The 16,483-nt window shown below is 71.9% G+C and carries 15 protein-coding genes and 2 pseudogenes; 4 read left to right on the plus strand and 13 right to left on the minus strand.

All coding sequences use genetic code 11. The features are described 5' to 3' along the window. Nucleotides 1-16 precede the first annotated feature (16 nt). The 6 genes and pseudogenes from DEW08_RS18885 to atpD form a co-directional block, all read right to left on the minus strand. Entirely contained in the window at nucleotides 17-256 is a 240-nt protein-coding gene (locus tag DEW08_RS18885; RefSeq protein ID WP_109330197.1) for a F0F1 ATP synthase subunit C, read from the minus strand. Nucleotides 257-262: 6 nt separating this feature from the next. After that, on the minus strand, nucleotides 263-937 hold the full coding sequence (locus tag DEW08_RS18890; protein ID WP_109330199.1) for a F0F1 ATP synthase subunit A: 675 nt from the start codon (nucleotides 935-937) through the stop codon (nucleotides 263-265). After that, nucleotides 934-1,230, minus strand: coding sequence for an N-ATPase subunit AtpR (locus DEW08_RS31285; protein ID WP_168220421.1), 297 nt, complete (start codon nucleotides 1,228-1,230; stop codon nucleotides 934-936). The genes DEW08_RS18890 and DEW08_RS31285 overlap by 4 nt, the downstream gene beginning before the upstream one ends. A gap of 5 nt (nucleotides 1,231-1,235) precedes the next feature. Beyond that, nucleotides 1,236-1,586, minus strand: coding sequence for an AtpZ/AtpI family protein (locus DEW08_RS18895; protein ID WP_109330201.1), 351 nt, complete (start codon nucleotides 1,584-1,586; stop codon nucleotides 1,236-1,238). Nucleotides 1,587-1,686: 100 nt separating this feature from the next. Continuing rightward, nucleotides 1,687-2,037 (minus strand): annotated as a pseudogene (locus tag DEW08_RS18900) (F0F1 ATP synthase subunit epsilon); the annotation flags it as partial. A gap of 11 nt (nucleotides 2,038-2,048) precedes the next feature. Next, nucleotides 2,049-3,499: pseudogene (gene atpD, locus DEW08_RS18905) on the minus strand (F0F1 ATP synthase subunit beta). Between the two features lie 190 nt (nucleotides 3,500-3,689). Between atpD and DEW08_RS18910 the strand changes: the two are divergent. After that, on the plus strand, nucleotides 3,690-5,183 hold the full coding sequence (locus DEW08_RS18910) for a thymidine phosphorylase family protein (protein WP_109330203.1): 1,494 nt from the start codon (nucleotides 3,690-3,692) through the stop codon (nucleotides 5,181-5,183). A 23-nt stretch (nucleotides 5,184-5,206) separates the two neighbouring features. Next, the gene (locus DEW08_RS18915; protein ID WP_109330205.1) at nucleotides 5,207-6,820 is read left to right on the plus strand and encodes an MBL fold metallo-hydrolase RNA specificity domain-containing protein; all 1,614 of its coding nucleotides are present in this window, start codon (nucleotides 5,207-5,209) and stop codon (nucleotides 6,818-6,820) included. A 40-nt stretch (nucleotides 6,821-6,860) separates the two neighbouring features. On the opposite strand, the gene DEW08_RS18920 is transcribed toward DEW08_RS18915, so the two are convergent. The 3 genes from DEW08_RS18920 to DEW08_RS18930 all read right to left on the minus strand — a co-directional run bounded on the left by DEW08_RS18920 (nucleotide 6,861) and on the right by DEW08_RS18930 (nucleotide 9,867). Continuing rightward, on the minus strand, nucleotides 6,861-7,106 hold the full coding sequence (locus tag DEW08_RS18920; RefSeq protein WP_109330207.1) for a hypothetical protein: 246 nt from the start codon (nucleotides 7,104-7,106) through the stop codon (nucleotides 6,861-6,863). A gap of 145 nt (nucleotides 7,107-7,251) precedes the next feature. Next, nucleotides 7,252-7,914 (minus strand): pentapeptide repeat-containing protein, encoded by a 663-nt coding sequence (locus DEW08_RS18925; protein WP_109330209.1) that lies wholly within the window; start codon nucleotides 7,912-7,914, stop codon nucleotides 7,252-7,254. A gap of 66 nt (nucleotides 7,915-7,980) precedes the next feature. Next, nucleotides 7,981-9,867 carry a methanol/ethanol family PQQ-dependent dehydrogenase gene (locus tag DEW08_RS18930; protein ID WP_109330211.1) on the minus strand — a complete coding sequence of 629 codons (1,887 nt, stop codon included), beginning with the start codon at nucleotides 9,865-9,867 and terminating at the stop codon, nucleotides 7,981-7,983. 541 nt (nucleotides 9,868-10,408) lie between these two features. Between DEW08_RS18930 and DEW08_RS18935 the strand changes: the two genes are divergently transcribed. After that, entirely contained in the window at nucleotides 10,409-11,740 is a 1,332-nt protein-coding gene (locus DEW08_RS18935) for an ATP-binding protein (protein ID WP_245986751.1), read from the plus strand. Next, nucleotides 11,737-12,369 (plus strand): response regulator, encoded by a 633-nt coding sequence (locus DEW08_RS18940; RefSeq protein WP_109330213.1) that lies wholly within the window; start codon nucleotides 11,737-11,739, stop codon nucleotides 12,367-12,369. Before DEW08_RS18935 ends, DEW08_RS18940 begins: the two co-directional genes overlap by 4 nt. Nucleotides 12,370-12,414: 45 nt before the next feature. On the opposite strand, the gene DEW08_RS18945 is transcribed toward DEW08_RS18940, so the two are convergent. The 4 genes from DEW08_RS18945 to DEW08_RS18960 form a co-directional block, all read right to left on the minus strand. Next, nucleotides 12,415-12,924, minus strand: a complete 510-nt coding sequence (locus DEW08_RS18945) for a hypothetical protein (protein WP_109330215.1) — start codon at nucleotides 12,922-12,924, stop codon at nucleotides 12,415-12,417. A 71-nt stretch (nucleotides 12,925-12,995) separates the two neighbouring features. Next, nucleotides 12,996-14,171 (minus strand): hypothetical protein, encoded by a 1,176-nt coding sequence (locus tag DEW08_RS18950; RefSeq protein WP_109330216.1) that lies wholly within the window; start codon nucleotides 14,169-14,171, stop codon nucleotides 12,996-12,998. Nucleotides 14,172-14,434: 263 nt separating this feature from the next. After that, the gene (locus DEW08_RS18955; protein ID WP_109330219.1) at nucleotides 14,435-15,610 is read right to left on the minus strand and encodes a CsgG/HfaB family protein; all 1,176 of its coding nucleotides are present in this window, start codon (nucleotides 15,608-15,610) and stop codon (nucleotides 14,435-14,437) included. Nucleotides 15,611-15,778: 168 nt separating this feature from the next. After that, nucleotides 15,779-16,225, minus strand: coding sequence for a curli assembly protein CsgF (locus DEW08_RS18960; protein ID WP_109330221.1), 447 nt, complete (start codon nucleotides 16,223-16,225; stop codon nucleotides 15,779-15,781). Nucleotides 16,226-16,483: the final 258 nt, after the last annotated feature.

Raw genomic sequence — 16,483 nt, forward strand, 5'->3', positions numbered from 1 at the left:
CCCCGTCCCGGCGCGGTCAGACGAAGGGGTTGGCGAACAGCAGCAGCAGCGCCACGACGAGGCAGTAGATCGCCATCGTCTCGATCATGGCGAGGCCGACGAACAGCGTCCGCGACAGGGTGTTGGCCGCTTCCGGCTGGCGGGCGATGGCCTCCATGGCGGCGGCGACCGCCCGCCCCTCCGCCAGCGCCGGCCCGATGGCGCCGAAGGAGACCGCGAGGGCCGCGGCGATGATGCTGATGATCTGCGGGGTCATGTCCTGTCACCCTCTCTCGATCGTCCCGACCGCGCCGCCGATGAAGACGGCCGCCAGGATGGTGAAGATGTAGGCCTGCACCAGGCCGGTCAGCAGCTCCAGCGCCATCAGCGGCACGGGAACGAACAGGCCGGCCAGCGCCAGCACGATTCCGATGACGAACTCGCCGCTCATCACATTGCCGAACAGCCGCACCATCAGCGAGAAGGCGCGGGTGACCTCGCCGACGAGGTTCAGCGGCAGCATGACGACGGTCGGCTCGGCGAAGCCCTTCAGATAGCCGCGCAGGCCGCGGGCGCGCAGCCCGTAGAACTGGGTGGCGGCGAAGACGGTCAGCGCCAGCGCCGCCGCCGTCTCCAGCGAGGCGGTCGGCGGATGCACGCCGGGCAGCAGCCCCGACAGGTTGGCGACGGCGAGATAGAGGAACAGCGTGCCGAGCAGCGGCAGGAACGGGCGGGGGTCGCCCTGCATGGCGTCGGCGATCTGCCGCTCGATGGTCTGCACCACCAGCTCCAGCGCCGTCTGCAGCCGGCCGGGCGCGTCGGGCGACAGCCGGCGGGTGGCGAGCGCCGAGGCCCCCGCCATGACGGCCATGATCCCCCAGGTGGTGACCACCGGCAGCGTGACCGGCACCGGCCCGACGGTGAAGAGCGTGACGGTGGCGAGCGGGGAGGCGGTCACGGCAGCCTCCCCGGCTCGCCCCTGGCCGCGCGGGCCAGCAGGACGCGCCGCGCCAGCTCGAAGCCGGCCAGCGCGCCGAGCAGGGCCGCCGCCCCCTGCAGCGCAGCGGCGGCCAGCACCCCGGCGGCGAGCGCGAAGCGCGCCACATGCAGGGCGACGCCGCGGAGCGCCGCGCCGCCGGTGACCAGCCGCAGCTCCAGCGCCAGCCCGCGGAAGAAGGCGACCGCCAGCAGGGCGCCGCCGAGGGCCCCGGCCAGGAAGAGGGCCAGGAGGAGGGGGAGGTGGGCGGTCATCTCGGTCACTCCCTGTGGATGCGGTCCCAGGCCATGCGGCAGCCCAGGACGAGGCCGGCGAACAGCAGCGAGACGGTCCAGAAGATGCCCGGCCCCTCCCCGCCGCCGGGCGGACCGCCGAGGCTGCGGTCGAGCCAGCGCCCGGCGAACAGCCCCAGCAGGGTCGGCGTCACCACCAGCCAGCCGAGCGCGCCGATCAGCGCCAGGTTGCGCGCCATCGGCCGCTCGCCGGTGGCCAGCCAGCGCTCGCGCCGTTCGCGGTGGCGCCGCACGGGCTCGGCCAGGCGACGGCCCCCCGGATCGGCGCCGGAACCGGCATCGGAATCGGCGCCGGGATCGGGCTGGCGGCCGGTCATGATCCGCCCCCCTCCGCCCGTCCTGCAGGCCGCCGGGGCCGTAGCCGCCCGGTCGGCGGTCGGGCCGCAGGTAGGACAGCATGTGGCGCACGGCGGTCAGGTGCAGGTGCTGCGCGCCGGTGCGGGCCGCGGCCTCCTCGCTCTCGCTCCGGCGGAAGCGGGCCAGCACCTCCTCCTCCAGCCGGTGCAGGTCGTCGCCGACCACCGCCTCGGCCGTCGCCACGGCGATGCGCCCGCCGTCCTCGACGGAGAGGACGCCGCCGCGCACGGCGCAGAACCCCTCGCCGCCGTCCTCGCGCCGCCAGGACAGGACGGACACGGCGAGCGCCGTCAGGAAGTCGGCGTGGCCGCGCCGGATGCCGAAGCTGCCGGTCGGATCCTCCGCCCGCAGATGCGCGATGCCGTCGAGCTCGGCGACGATGGCGGTCGGGGTGGTGATGACGAGATGCATCGGCCGCTCCCCTACGCCGCCCGGCCGGCCGTCCCGGCCTGCTGCTCGCGCCGGCGGGCGTCGTCCAGCGTGCCGGTCATGTAGAGCGAGGATTCGGCCCAGCCGTCGGTCTCGCCGTCCAGGATGGCGCGGCAGCCCTTCAGCGTCTCGGCCAGCGGGACCGAGACGCCCTTGCGGCCGGTGAAGGCCTCCGTCACCAGGAAGGGCTGGGTCAGGAAGCGCTGCAGCCGCCGCGCCCGGTTGACCGCCCGCCGGTCGGCGGCGCTCAGCTCCTCGATGCCGAGCAGCGCGATGATGTCCTGCAGGTCGCGGTAATGGGCGATGGTCCGCCGCACCTCCTCGGCCAGCCGGTAATGCGCCTCGCCGACCTGCAGCGGGTCGAGCAGCATCGAGGTGGAGGCGAGCGGATCGACCGCCGGATACAGCCCCTCCGCCGCCATGGCGCGCGACAGCACGATCGAGCTGTCGAGATGGCCGAACAGCTCCGCCACCGCCGGGTCGGTGAAGTCGTCGGCCGGGACGTAGACCGCCTGGATCGCCGTCACCACCGCGCCCGGCACCGAGGCCACCCGCTCCTCCAGCGCCGCCACCTCGGTCGCGAGCGTGGGCTGGTAGCCGACGCGCGACGGCAGCCGGCCGAGCAGCCCCGACACCTCCGCCCCGGCCTGGACGAAACGGAAGACGTTGTCCATCAGCAGCAGCACGTCGCGCCCGGCGACGTCGCGGAAATGCTCGGCGATGGTCAGTGCGGTCAGGCCGACCCGCCAGCGCGCGCCGGGCGGCTCGTTCATCTGGCCGAAGACCAGGGCGGTGCGCTCCAGCACGCCCGAACGGCCCATCTCCTCCCACAGCTCCTGCCCCTCGCGCAGCGCTCGCCGATGCCGGCGAAGACGGAGATGCCGGTGTAGCGCTCCACCATCTTGCGGATCAGCTCCATCACCAGCACGGTCTTGCCGACGCCGGCGCCGCCGAACATGGCGCCCTTGCCGCCCTGCACCAGCGGGGAGAGCAGGTCGATGACCTTGATGCCGGTCTCGAAGGGCGAGCGGTGCGGGGTCTGCCGGGCGAGCGGCGGGGCGGCGGCATGGATCGGCCGGCGCGGCACGCCGGCGGCGAAGGGCGGGCCGCCGTCCGCCGGCTCCCCCAGCACGTCGACCAGCCGGCCCAGCGTCGCCTCGCCGACCGGCACGGCCAGCGGTCCGCCGCCGCGCCGCGCCGGGGTGCCGCGCCGCAGCCCGGCGGTGTCGGACAGCGCGATGGCGCGCACGGTGCGCTCGTCGAGGTGGAGCTGCACCTCGGCGACGAGGCGGCGCGGGCCGTCCCAGGCGATCTCCACCGCCTCGTTCAGGGCGGGCAGCCGGCCGGGCGCGAAACGCAGGTCGATCACCGAGCCGCGCACGGCGGCCACGACGCCGTCCTTCCGGGAGGCGTCTTCCCCGGCGTCCGGTTCCCGTCCCTGCATTGTCGTTGCGTCGGCGTCGGCCATGACGCTGCTCCTGGCTTCGGGGGCCAAGTGGAAAGCCGAAGCTTCAGCGGATCACGGATGCTCCGGCCGGGGAATGATCCGGATCAAAAAGTTACACGCCCCGCGGCATGGCTGCCGCGCAGGTTGAGCGCCGCTGCCATGCGCGGGCGGGGCATACACTTTCGGGATGCTGACCCTAAGACGCCTCCCGATCGACACCTTCCGCGAGAACGTCGCGTTCCTCAACCGGGGCTGCACCGGCTACCATGTCGAGGATTTCCTCGGCCTCGGCCGGGTGGAGGTGCGGGGCGACGGGCGCTCGCTGCTCGCCGTGCTGAACCTCGTGGACGATCCCGCCATCCTGGGGCCGGAGGAGATCGGGCTGTCGCAGTCGGCCTTCCGCCATCTCGGCCTGCCGGAGGGATCGCCGGTCCATCTCGTCCCGCCGACCCCGCCGGTCAGCTTCGACCGGGTGCGCGACAAGGTGCTGGGCGCCACGCTGTCGCCGGAGGATCTGCGGCGGATCATCGCCGACATCACCGACCACCGCTATTCCAAGATCGAGATCGCCGCCTTCCTGATCGCCTGCGCCAGCTTCATGACGACCGAGGAGGTGCTGGGCCTGACCCGCGCGATGGTCGCGGCCGGCGCCCGGCTCGACTGGGACGGGGTGCGGCCGATCGTCGACAAGCACTGCATCGGCGGCATCCCCGGCAACCGCACCTCGATGATCGTGGTGCCGATCGTCGCCGCCCACGGGCTGCCGATCCCCAAGACCTCCTCGCGGGCCATCACCTCGCCGGCCGGCACCGCCGACACCATGGAGGTGCTGGCGAATGTCGACGTGCCGGTCGAGCGCATGCAGGAGCTGGTGCGCGAGGCCAGGGGCTGCCTCGTCTGGGGCGGCCACGTCCGGCTGTCGCCCGCCGACGACATCCTGATCTCGGTCGAACGGCCGCTCGCCATCGACACGCGCGAGCAGCTCGTCGCCTCGATCCTGTCGAAGAAGGTGGCGGCGGGCTCCAGCCATCTGGTGGTGGACATCCCGGTCGGCCCGACCGCCAAGGTCCGCTCGATGGCCGAGGCGGCGCGGCTGCGCAAGCTGTTCGAGCATGTCGGCGACCAGCTCGGCCTGTCGCTCGACGTCGCGGTGACCGACGGGTCGCAGCCGGTCGGCCGCGGCATCGGCCCGGTGCTGGAGGCGCGCGACGTGATGGCGGTGCTGCGCGGCGATCCGGCGGCACCCGCCGACCTGCGCGACCGCGCCCTGCTGCTCGCCGGGCGCATCCTGGAGTTCGATCCGGCCGTGCGCGGCGGCGCCGGCATCGCCATCGCCCGGCAGATCCTGGAGTCCGGACGGGCGCTGGCGGCGATGGAGCGCATCATGGCGATGCAGGGTCCGCCGCCGGCCGCAGCCACCCTCGGCACGCTGGTGGCGGAGATCCCGTCGCCGGCCGAGGGGGTGGTGACCGCCATCGACTGCTTCCGCATCGCCCGCATCGCGCGGCTGGCCGGCGCCCCCAACGACAAGGGGGCCGGCATCGACCTGCTGCGCAAGGTGGGCGACCCGGTGCGCCGGGGCGAGCCGCTCTACCGCATCCACGCCCGTACCGGCGCCGACTTCGCCTTCGCCCAGAGCTTCGCGCTGGAGGAGACCGGAGTCTCGGTCGCCATGCCCTGACCCATCCCGTGGGAGCCCGTGCCATGACTGGACGTCCTGCAAGCCTGTCGCTGACCTTCCATGGGGCCGCCGGCGCCGTGACCGGCTCCTGCTTCCGGCTGCGGACGCCGGAGGGCGACGTGCTGATCGACTGCGGCCTGTTCCAGGGCACCAAGACGATCAAGGAGCTGAACTACCGGCCCTTCCCCTTCGATCCCGCCTCGATCCGCGCGGTGCTGCTGACCCATGCCCACATCGACCATTCCGGGCTGATCCCCAAGCTGACGCGGCTGGGCTTCCGCGGCCGCATCCATGCGACGGCGGGCACGGTGGACCTGCTGGAATACATGCTGCCCGACAGCGGCTACATCCAGGAGACGGAGGTGGAGCGGCTGAACCGCCGCAACCGGCAGCGCGGCCGGGCCGCCGTCCAGCCGATCTACACGCAGGAGGACGCGATCCGTTCGCTGCGCCGCCTGCGGGCGGCGGACTATGACGACTGGATCGACGTGATCCCCGGCCTGCGCGCCCGCTTCTGGCGGGCCGGGCACATCCTGGGCTCGGCCTCCGTCGAGGTCGAGGTGGGGCGGGCGGCCGGCTCCCCGCCGGTGCGGCTGCTGTTCTCCGGCGACCTCGGCCCCGGCGGCAAGAGCTTCCACGCCGACGCCGACGGGCCGGAGCGGCCGGACTGGATGGTGCTGGAGACGACCTACGGCGACCGCGACCGCCAGGACGTCGACGAGGCCGGGCGGCAGGCCCTGCTGTGCCAGGAGGTGAAGGCGGCGCTGGCGGCCGGCGGCACGCTGGTCATCCCGACCTTCGCGGTGGAGCGCACGCAGGAGCTGCTCTACGACCTCGACCGGCTGTTCGACACCGGCCGGCTGCCGGCGGTGGAGGTCTTCCTCGACTCGCCGCTGGCCGATGCGGTGACCGGGGTGTTCCGCCGCCATCTCGACGATCTGGAGACCGACGGCGACCCCTTCGGCCGGGCCAACCTGCACCACATCCGCAGCGTGGCGGAGAGCCAGTCGCTGAACAGCCTCGCCGGCGGGGCGATCATCATGGCGGCGAGCGGCATGTGCGACGCCGGCCGCATCCGCCACCACCTGAAGAACCGCCTGTGGCGCCCGCAGGACACCGTGCTGCTGGTGGGCTACCAGGCGCCGGGCACGCTCGGCCGCATGCTGCAGCAGGGGGTGCAGCGCGTGCGCATCCATGGCGAGGAGGTGCAGGTCCGCGCCCGCATCCGCTCGCTCGACGTCTATTCCGGCCATGCCGACCGCTCCGCCCTGCTGGAGTGGGTGGAGGAGCGCAAGGGCGTCGACCGCGGCCTGTTCCTCGTCCATGGCGAGCCGGAGGCGCGCGCCTCGATCCGGCAGGCGCTGCTCGACCGCGGCTGGAGCCCGGAGTCCGTGGAGCTGCCCGACCTCGACGAGACGGTGGACCTGACCGCCGCCCATCCGGCGCCGCAGCCGGCGACGGCGGAAGCCCGCCTCGCCCCGCCGGCCCTGGCCGGCAGCGACTGGCACAACCGCTATGCCCAGGCGCTGCTGTCGCTCGGCCGCGTGCTGGACGCCGCCCCGGACGACGCGGCTCGCGAGCGGATCCTCGCCCGCGTGCAGGAGGCGCTCGCCAACGGGCAGGCGCCGGCGGGCTGAGGCGCCCGCCGGTCCCGGCGGCTACCCAGTGGCCGCCCGGTCAGTGGTCGCCCAGCTTGTGGGCGACCTCCCTGGTCAGCCTCTCGGCGATCTCGATCGAGCGGCGGCGGTCCTCCGCATGCATGTCGGGCATCGGCTCGGCCTGCACCGGGAAGGACTCGTGCAGGCAGAAGCCGCGGCCCTTGGCGCAGACCATCACCTCGTAGCTGCGCTGGTCCTCGTTGAACATGCACTCGGATTCGAAGCCCTGGGCATCGGTTTCGGCCCACATCATGGTCTTGCTCATGCCGCTCTGGTCCCTTCGCAGAAGCCGGGTGACGATGCGTTCATCAACCCGTCGGGGACCAGTCTGTCACCGCTCGGGAGCGGGATCCATGGCCGGCGACGCCGCAGCCCCGGACCGTGCCGCGGCGGCCGTCGCCAGTCCGCCGTCACCAGTCCGCCGGGCAGCCGCGGCAGCCGGTCATCAGCGTGTTCTGGAAGATCGCGAAGCGGATCCTCGTCCCCTCCATCACCGCGTCCGACAGGTTGGCGTTCGCCAGCTTCGCCTCCTGAAGGTCGGCGCCTTCCAGGTTGGCGCCCGACAGGTCGGCCTTGTCCGCCCGGACCGCCTCCAGGCTCGCGGCGGTGAGGTCGGCGCCGCGCAGGTCCGCCCCGGTCGCCCGCGCGAATTCGAGGTTGGCCCCCCTCAGCCGGGCCCCGGTCAGCTTGGCCCCCTGAAGGAAGGCGGTGCGCAGGTCCGCCCCGTCGAGGATGGCGCCCGACAGGTCGGCGCCGCGCAGGTCGGCGTGGCGCAGGTCGGCCCGCATCAGGTTGGCGCCGCGCAGATCGGCGCCGGGCAGCGCGATGCTGCGGAGGTTGCGGTGGCGCAGGTCGAGACCCGGACAGACGGCCTTCGCCACCAGGCGGCAGCCGGCGACCTCGCCGGGCCGCTCCTCCTCCCCGCCTCCCGGCGCGGGCGCGGCCTCCCCGCCTTCCGAAAGGACGCCTCCCGAGAGGACGGCTGTGCCGCCGGTTTCCTGGGCCGGGACGGCTGACGCTCCGGCAAGCGCGATGAGGCCGGACAGGCCCAGCGCGCGCAGCAGATTGCTCATCGATCATCTCCACGGACGGGGGGCGGGGCCGGGCGGGGAGAGCGCTCTCCCCCCGCCCCCGGCGCCCTACTTGGCGCTCGACACCTTCACGTCGGCCAGCTTGAACACCCAGAAGGACCCGCCCTGGGTCACCCGCGTCGTCAGGTCCGCGAGGTCGCCGCCCCACAGCGGCACGGCACCGCCGTAGCCGGTGGTGATGCCGACATACTGCACCCCGTCGAGCTCCCAGGTGACCGGCGACGAGACGATCCCCGAGCCGGTCTGGAACTTCCACAGCTCCTCGCCGGTCCTGGCGTTGAACGCCTTGACGAAGCCGTCGCCGGTGCCGGTGAAGACGAGGTTGCCGGCGGTCGCCAGGGTCCCGGCCCACAGCGGCAGCTCCTCCTTGTGCTCCCAGACGATCTTCCCGGTCCCGGGATCGAGCGCCCGCAGGACGCCGACATGGTCGTCGAACATCTTGTGGATGCGGAACCCCATGCCGAGATAGGCGGAGCCGGGGTTGTAGCCGACATGTTCGGTCCAGTAGTCCTCCTTCCAGTGGTTGGCCGCGATGTAGAACAGCCTGGTGTCCTCGCTGTAGGACATCGGGTTCCAGTTCTTGCCGCCGAGGAAGGGCGGGGAGACCTCGACCGGCTTGCCGCGCTTCTCGCCCTCGGCCGGCAGGGGCGGGCGCTGGCCCTCCACCTCGATCGGGCGGCCGGTCTTCAGGTCGATGCCCTTGGCCCAGGTGATGCCGTCGACGAAGGGCCAGGCCGCCAGCACGCTGTTCGGCTTGTTGGGCTCGCCGCCCGCCGTCGCCAGCTTCACCCGGTCGGTGACGTAGAAGAAGCCGTTGCGGTCGGCATGCGCCGTCGCCTTGACCGTCTTGCCGTTCGCGTCCGTGTAGTCGAACAGGACCAGCTCGTTGTTGCCGGAGAAGTCCCAGGCGTCGTTCGGGGTGTGCTGGTAGAAGCCCTTCAGCTCGCCGGTGCCCGGATCGACATAGGCCTGGCCGGAGGTGTAGAGGCTGTCGCCCGGCCAGCGCGCCCAGCCGTTCCACGGCGCCGGGTTGCCGGTGCCGATGACGATGGTGTTGGTCTCGACGTCGAAGGTGGCGCTCTGCCACGGCGCGCCGCCGCCGTGGCTCCAGGCCTCGACGAGCTGGCCGTCCTTGCCGCGCGGCCAGGAGGGAGCCTGCGGATTGCCGGTCGGGGTGCTGTCCTTGCCGTCCAGCCGGCCCATGTGCCCTTCGACCAGCGGGCGCATCCACACCTCCTCGCCGGTCTCGGGATCGCGGGCGAACAGGCGCCCGACCACGCCGAACTCGTCGCCGGAGGATCCGTGGATCAGCAGCACCTTGCCGGTCTTCTGGTCCCGCACGACGGTCGGGGCGCCGGTCATGGTGTAGCCGACCTTGTGGTCGGCGAACTTCTTCTTCCAGACGACCTTGCCGGTGTCCTTGTTCAGCGCGACGATCGAGGCGTCGAGCGTCCCGAAGAACACCTTGTCGCCGTATATCGCCGCGCCGCGGTTCACCACGTCGCAGCAGGGCCGGATGTCGTCGGGCAGCCGGTGGGCATAGGACCACAGCCGCTTGCCCGTCTTGGCGTCGAGGGCGAACATGCGCGAGTAGGAGGCGGTGACGTAGATCACCCCGTCATGCACCAGCGCCTGCGTCTCCTGCCCGCGCTGCTTCTCGTCGCCGAAGGAGAAGGACCAGGCCGGCACCAGCCGGGACACGGTCTCGGCATTGATCTGGGCGAGGGGGCTGTAGCGCTTGCCCTCCACGCCCATGCCGTACATCAGCACGTCCCTGGTGGTCCTGGCGTCGCCGGCGATGTCGTCCCAGGTGACCGGCCCGGCGGTCGCCGCCCCCGGCGGCACCAGGGCGAGAAGGGCGGCGACGGCGGCGGCAAGCCCGAGACCATGGGCGGCGCGCGGCCGTCGGCGGGTGGTGTTGGACGAAAGTGTCATGCGTTTCCCCCGACTGTTCTGCTGTTCGACTGTTCCGGCCCGGCCACCGCCACCGGACCTCCAGGTTCCGGCGGCCCAGGTTCCACCGGCAGGTTCCGGCGTCCCAGAGTCCGGCGACAGGATCCGGTGAAGGTGAGCGGTGCCGGCCGCGCACATCCCTCCGGATGAAACGTCGGCGGGAGGTCGTGCCGGCCGCTCACCAAGATGAACCTGCGGGACGGCACCGCTCCTCGGACCCTGGTCAAATGGCAAGCGGTTGAGTGCCGGCGAATGCATCCCTTCCTTTGAAATGCAAAGCCATGCTTGCCGCAGCCATTATTTCCGCAGACAGTCAGTTTTGCTATCCAACAATCGGAGGATGATATAATCGCACTTGCTCCGGGATATTTTCATGGAGCAGCCGGGAAAATTTCCCGTCCGTTCTTCTTCGCCGGATCGCGGTTCGCCGGCTCTTGCGTAGGATAGTCACAACGGCGGATGGAATCGGCCGGGGATGGTTTGCTACCCTTCCGCCGCTGGTCTTGCCGCCGGGAGGGGAACCGTGTCGCTGAAGCTGCGCATGCTGATGCTGATCGGCCTTTTCCTGGTCCTGCTGGCCGGCACCGGAGGCGTGGTGATGATCGCCAACGCCCGCGAGGCCGTTCAGGCGGAGATGCGCTCCGTCCTCAACCTCGCGGTTGCGCTGGGCGGCACGGCGCGGCTTTCCGACGCGCAGGCGTTCAACGCGCTCGGGCTGCGCCATCTGCGCGTCGTCGAGGCGGGGGAGCCGGTGCCGCCGTCCGGCCCGTCCGCCGCCGGCGCCCCGTCCTGGTTCGTCGCCCTGATCGGGGTCGGCATCCAGGACCGCATCCTCGACCGGCCGGGGGGCCCCGCCCTGCGGCTGATCGCCGAGCCGGACGACGAGATCGCCGAGGTGTGGGAGGATATGACCGGTCTCGCCCTGGCGATGCTGGTGACCGGCGCCCTGCTGCTGGCCGCGGCCTGGGTTGCGGTGGACCGGGCGCTGCGGCCGCTCGACCGCTTCGCCGAGGCGATGGACCGGCTGCGGGCCGGCACCTACGAGGTCCGGTTCGACGGGGGGGAGGTGCCGGAGCTGGCGCGGCTCGGCGCCGGCATCGTCGCGCTGACCCGCGCGCTCGCCGCCGCCGAGGCGGAAAGCCGCCGGCTCGGCCATCAGCTCGTCGCGGCGCAGGATACCGAACGGCGGGAGATCGCCCGCGACCTTCATGACGAGCTCGGCGCCGCCCTGTTCGGCATCAAGGTAGATGCCGGCCGCATCCTGCGCCTGGGCGATCCGGCCGCCGCGGCGGGAACGGCCGCCGCTGAAACGGTGGAGCGCGCGCGGTCCATCCTGACCACGGCCGACACCGTCCACCGGCTGAGCCGCCGCATCCTGAAGCGTCTGCGCCCGGCCGTCCTCGACCAGCTTCCGCTGGGGGAGGCGCTGGGCGAGCTGGTCGGGGAGTGGAGCCGCCGCCAGCCGGGCGTGCGCTGGACGTTCGACCTGCGCACCGATCCGGACGGAGAGGGCCTCGACGGGCTGGACGAGGCGCTGCGGATCACCGTCTACCGGCTGGTCCAGGAATCGCTGGTCAACGCGCTGCGCCACGCGCGCCCCTCGACGGTCGCCGTCTCGGTCCGCGTGACGGAGGGGGAGATGGCCATCCGCATCGCCGACGACGGCCCCGGGGTCGACGCGCGCGCGGTGGGGCCGGAGACGGGCTCCTCCGGCGGCTTCGGGATTTCCGGCATGGAGGAGCGCGTCCGGGCGCTGGGCGGCCAGCTCGTCATCGGCTGCGGCGACCTGGGCGGCACGGAGGTGTGCGCCCGGCTGCCGGTGCGGCGGGACCGGCTGGCGGAGCGGGCGGCATGAACCGGACGATCCTGCTGGTCGACGACCATCCCGTCGTCCGCGCCGGCTGCCGGAGCCTTCTGGCCGAGGCCGGCCCCTACCGCCTGGTGGAGGCGGCGGACGTGGCGGCCGCGCTCGACCTCTGGCAGCGCGAGCGGCCGGATGCGGTGGTCCTCGACCTCAACCTGCCGGGCGACGGGAGCGGCCTGGATCTCCTGCGCCGGATGCTCGCCGGACAGCCCGGCCTGCCGGTGCTGATCTTCAGCATGCATGACGACCCGGCCATCGCCGCCCGCGCCCTGAAGGCCGGGGCCAAGGGATACATCACCAAGAACGACGCCCCCGACACGCTGGCCGCCGCCGTCGACAGCGTGCTGGCCGGCCGCATCTGGCTCGATGCCGCGATGGCCCGCGAGCTGGCGCTGATGACGCTGGCGCCGCCCTCCGACCCGCTGTCCGCCCTGACCGCCCGCGAACAGCAGATCCTGGCGCTGATCGGCCGGGGGCTGACCGCCGCCGCCATCGCCCAACGGCTCGGCATCAGCCACAAGACCGTCGCCAACGCCTGCACCCAGATCAAGGACAAGCTGGGCGCCGACAGCCCGCGCGCCCTGATCCGCATCGCCATCGACAGCGGGCTGGCCCGCTGACCCGGTCCGGGGCGGGCGGTGGACGGCGTGCCGGCCGATCCGCCGTCAGCGACCCTTCAGCGGGAAGACCCGGGGCTCCGCGTCGAGCCCGCGCTGCAGGACGATCGCCGGGCTGTCGGGGAGCCGGTCCGGCGTCAGCCTGTTGAAGGCGCCCCGCTGGTAGATCCAGATGGCCTGACCGCCGGTCTGCTCCACCAGGGTCAGATTGTAGGCGCCCTGCTGGCTGGCGGAAGCGATGTTGCCCGTACCGAACTGGGCGGTGCCGGCGAGGTTGGACTCCCCGCTCTGCGAGACCGCAGCGGTGTTCGCGGTCCCCACCTGGATGGAGACGGCCCTGTTCCGGCCGGCCTGGATCTGGGACGCGACGGGGCCGCGGCCGGTCTGGGCGACCGGCCCGGCCGCCTGGTCCGCCGTCGGCGGGCTCCGGTCGCCGCCGGCTTGCCGGTGCGCGGCCGTGAGCTCGTCGAGGATCGTCGCCTGCAGGATGGACGCCTCGTCGGCCATGGCCGGAACGCCGCAAAGCAGCGTGGCGAGGAGCGGCAGTGTGTGACGCATGGGGTGCTTTCCCTTCCGCGATGGGCCGGGCGGGCGCGGGGGAAAGGCGTCCCTCTCCCCCGCCGCCCCCGTCAGCGCTGCACCTGCAGGACGGCGTTGCTGCGGCCGAACTGCGTCGCGGTGGCGACGTTGGCGGTGCCGGTCCGCTCCTGGGTCTGGATGATGCCGTTGTCGACGCCGACCTGGACGGCGTAGGCGGCGTTGGACAGGCCCGCCTGGGTCTGGATCACCGTGTTGTCGAAGCCGAACTGACGGGAGGAGGCCAGATTCTCCCGCCCGCCCTGGGTCTGCGTCGCCTCGTTCCTGGAACCGGCCTGCAGGATGGAGGCCTCGTTGTTTCTGCCGGTCTGGGTCTGCATCGCCTCGTTCAGGCGGCCGGTCTGCAGGATGCCGGCCTCCAGGGCGCCGCCGTCCTGAAGCTGGACCGCATCGTTGTTGTGGCCGGACTGCCGGGCGGTGGCGCGGTTGCCCTTGGCGCCGGCGTTGGTCTGTTCCTGCACGGCGCCGTTGCCGGTACCGGTCTGGAGGATGGTCGCCTCGTGCTTGCCGGTGCCGCCCTGGGTCTGCTGGGCCTTGTTGTCGTCGCCGGACTGGACCACGCGGGCGACGTTGCCGGCCGCGGTCTGGACCTGCCTGGACTCGTTGCGGTTGCCGGCCTGCAGGGCGATGGCCAGCTGGTCCTCGCCCTTCTGGTTCTGCGTCGACGTGTTGCGCTTGCCCGCCTGGACGGCCAGCGCCAGGTTGTCCTTCGAGCCGTTGGCCTGGGTCTGGGTCGATTTGTTGCGGTCGCCGACCTGCAGGGTGGCGGCGATGTTGCCCTGCGAGCCCTTCGACTGCTTCTGGGTGGCCTTGTTGCGGTCGCCGATCTGCACCGCGGCGGCCAGATTGTCCTGCGAGCCGTCGGCCTGGGTCTGGGTGATCGTGTTCTTCCTGCCGAACTGGCCGGCGATGGCGAGGTCGTTGCCGACGTCGGCGCCGGTCTGGCTCTGGGTGGCGCGGTTGCCCTGGCCGGCCTGCACGACATAGGCGTCGTTGAGGGTGTTCAGCTTCCCGCCGCCCTGGGTCTGCTTCGAGAGGTTCTCGGAGCCGCCCTGGACCGCGACCGCGCTGTTCACGCTGCCGGACTGGTCCTGCATGGCGTCGTTGGCATAGCCGACCTGGAGGATGTAGACGTCGTTGGCCGAACCGGCCAGCGCCGCGCCGCCCATGGCGACGAGAGCGGCGGATGCGAGAAGAATGGTGCGCATTGTGGTTTTCACCTTTCGTCAAAAATAATCGGAGCGCCTGTCAAAGTGGACATCGGAGGCCGCGTCGCGATCCGGCCGGTCCTGGGCCAGATCCCCACGGCCGATCGGACCGATCGGCGCAAGCGGTGTGGAGGCCCGTGACGGGCACGGGCCGGACGCCTGGCGGGCAAGTCCCGCGGCACGGCTTCCTGGCGAAATGTCCTAACGAACGGGAGGCTGGAGGGGCCGGGGAACCGGAAACCGGTCTCCGGCCCGTCATGCGGTCAGGAGGCCGGCGGCGCCGGGGTTGCCGCCTCGGCCGCCCGGGTGGGAGGGGTGGTTTCCTCCGGCGCCGGCGTGGCGGAGGGGGACATCGGCGCGGCACCGGGAGGCAGCACGCCGGGCGGCAGCCGCTGTCCGGGCAGCGGGTTCTGTCCGCCGGGGACGATGTAGGTCGGGCCGGGCGCCGGCGCGCTGGGCTGGACCGGCGGGGTCATCCTCTCCTCGCCCTCCTCGCCCCCCTTGCCGTCGATCGGGGCGCGGCGGGGCGGCGGGGCCACCTGGATGTCCTCCGGCGTCGCCTTGATGGTGGTGACGTTGAAGACGCCGTCCCGCTCCTGCCAGTACCTGTCGATCAGCGGCTGGGCGAGCCCCATGTCCTGGAGCCGCCAGTATCCGTCGATCAGCCCCTCCACGATGAGGCTGTGCACCGCCTTCTCGACCGCCGACTTGACGGCCAGCGTCACCGGCTCGTTGGTGGTGAAGCCCGTCTCGATCTCCAGCAGGTCCTTGAAGCCGACATAGCGGAAGGCGCCGCCCTTGAGGCCCGCCGAATAGATGGTCTTGGAGACGTTGACCGACTTCAGCACCTCGCCGGTCTGGGTGGAAACGGCGCGCAGGAACACCGTCACCGTGTCCCGGCGGTAATCCGCGTTGCCCCCGACGCCGAGAAAGCGCGCGCCGAAGCCGCCGGTCAGCGTGTTGCTGTCGTATCCGATGATGCCGCCTTCCAGCATGATGCCGGCATAGGTCAGCGGCGGCAGAGGCGGCAGGCCGTTGCCGCCATACTGGTCGCGGGTCACGCGGATGAGCTGGCGTTCCTGCAGCAGGGACGGCAGCGCCGCGCGCTCCACCGTGCGGAACCAGGAACGGTTGCCGGCGCGCTCCAACGCGTTGATCAGGATCGCGGTGCCGCCCTGGGTGACGGCGCGGGAATATTCGCTGAAGCTCTCGTTCGGCTTGTTCTGGCCGGTCTGGTCCTCGAACCGGTAGACGGCCACCGCGATCTTGTGCGCCGGCGGCGGCAGGGACTGGAGCGAGTCGAGGGCGACGGTCTTGTATTCCTGCTGCACGGGTTCGGAGAAGGCCAGTTCCGGGCGGCTGGCGCCGGGGGCGCCGGCGCAGGCCGACAGGGCGGCCGTCCCGGCGGCGGCCAGCAGAAGCTTGCGAAGCACACGCATGGTCGAAATCTCTCGGCGGAAGTCCGGCGTCCGGTCGCGCGCGCCCGTTGCCCGGCCCGCGCATGCGGCGGCGGGCGGGCCGTCAGGCGAAGACGCCGGGACGGATTTGCGAAGGCGCTGGGCTCGAGCAGGGATCGGGGAACGGTCCCCGGATCGCCCGCTGCCGGATCACCTGCCGGCGGCGCTGCCGGCCAGCGGTACGTCGTAGACGGTCTGCGCCCCGGTATCGAGGTTCTGCAGGACGATGCGCCGGGTCTGCCCGTCGGCGTTCGGGCTGATCGAGACCTTCGAGCTGCCCAGCGTGTAGTTGCCGGAATTCTGCGACAGCACGCTGTCGATGGCGTTGCCGTTGACGCCCTGCGTCACCTGCTGCTGGAGCTGTTCGTTCAGAAGGGCCTGCGGGTTCTGCCGGTCGAGCAGGCTGAACGGATCGACGGCACTGGGATCCTTGTATTTGTCGATGGCGTTCGCGATGCCCAGCAGGTGGGAGCTGTTGAACGGATCGCCCCCGAAGGACGGGTTGACCGGCCGATAGACGAGCTGTCCCGAATGGGCCGCACCACCGGCGCAGGCCAACAGGGAGCCGATAACAATAGCGTTTCTGACCCCGGCCATAGCGGCATTCCTTATGATTGTCTCTATTGTCGGTCGGCGCCCGGGGCGCTGACGGAGAGTATTAGGAATTCTCTATTCAGTTCTCTGATTTACTTGCTGAACAGACCATATCGATGGGATTGGGTCGGGAACAACGGGGGGAAAGAGGTATCGGCTTTGGGAGGAATTGGTTCGAAATCGCATCCAAAACAGCGCGGTTCGCCGGCGGTGAGGAGGCGGCCTCTCGAAATGGGGCGGTGTCCGGGCTACTACCGGGAG

The organism is Azospirillum thermophilum, from assembly GCF_003130795.1.
Lineage (GTDB): Bacteria > Pseudomonadota > Alphaproteobacteria > Azospirillales > Azospirillaceae > Azospirillum > Azospirillum thermophilum.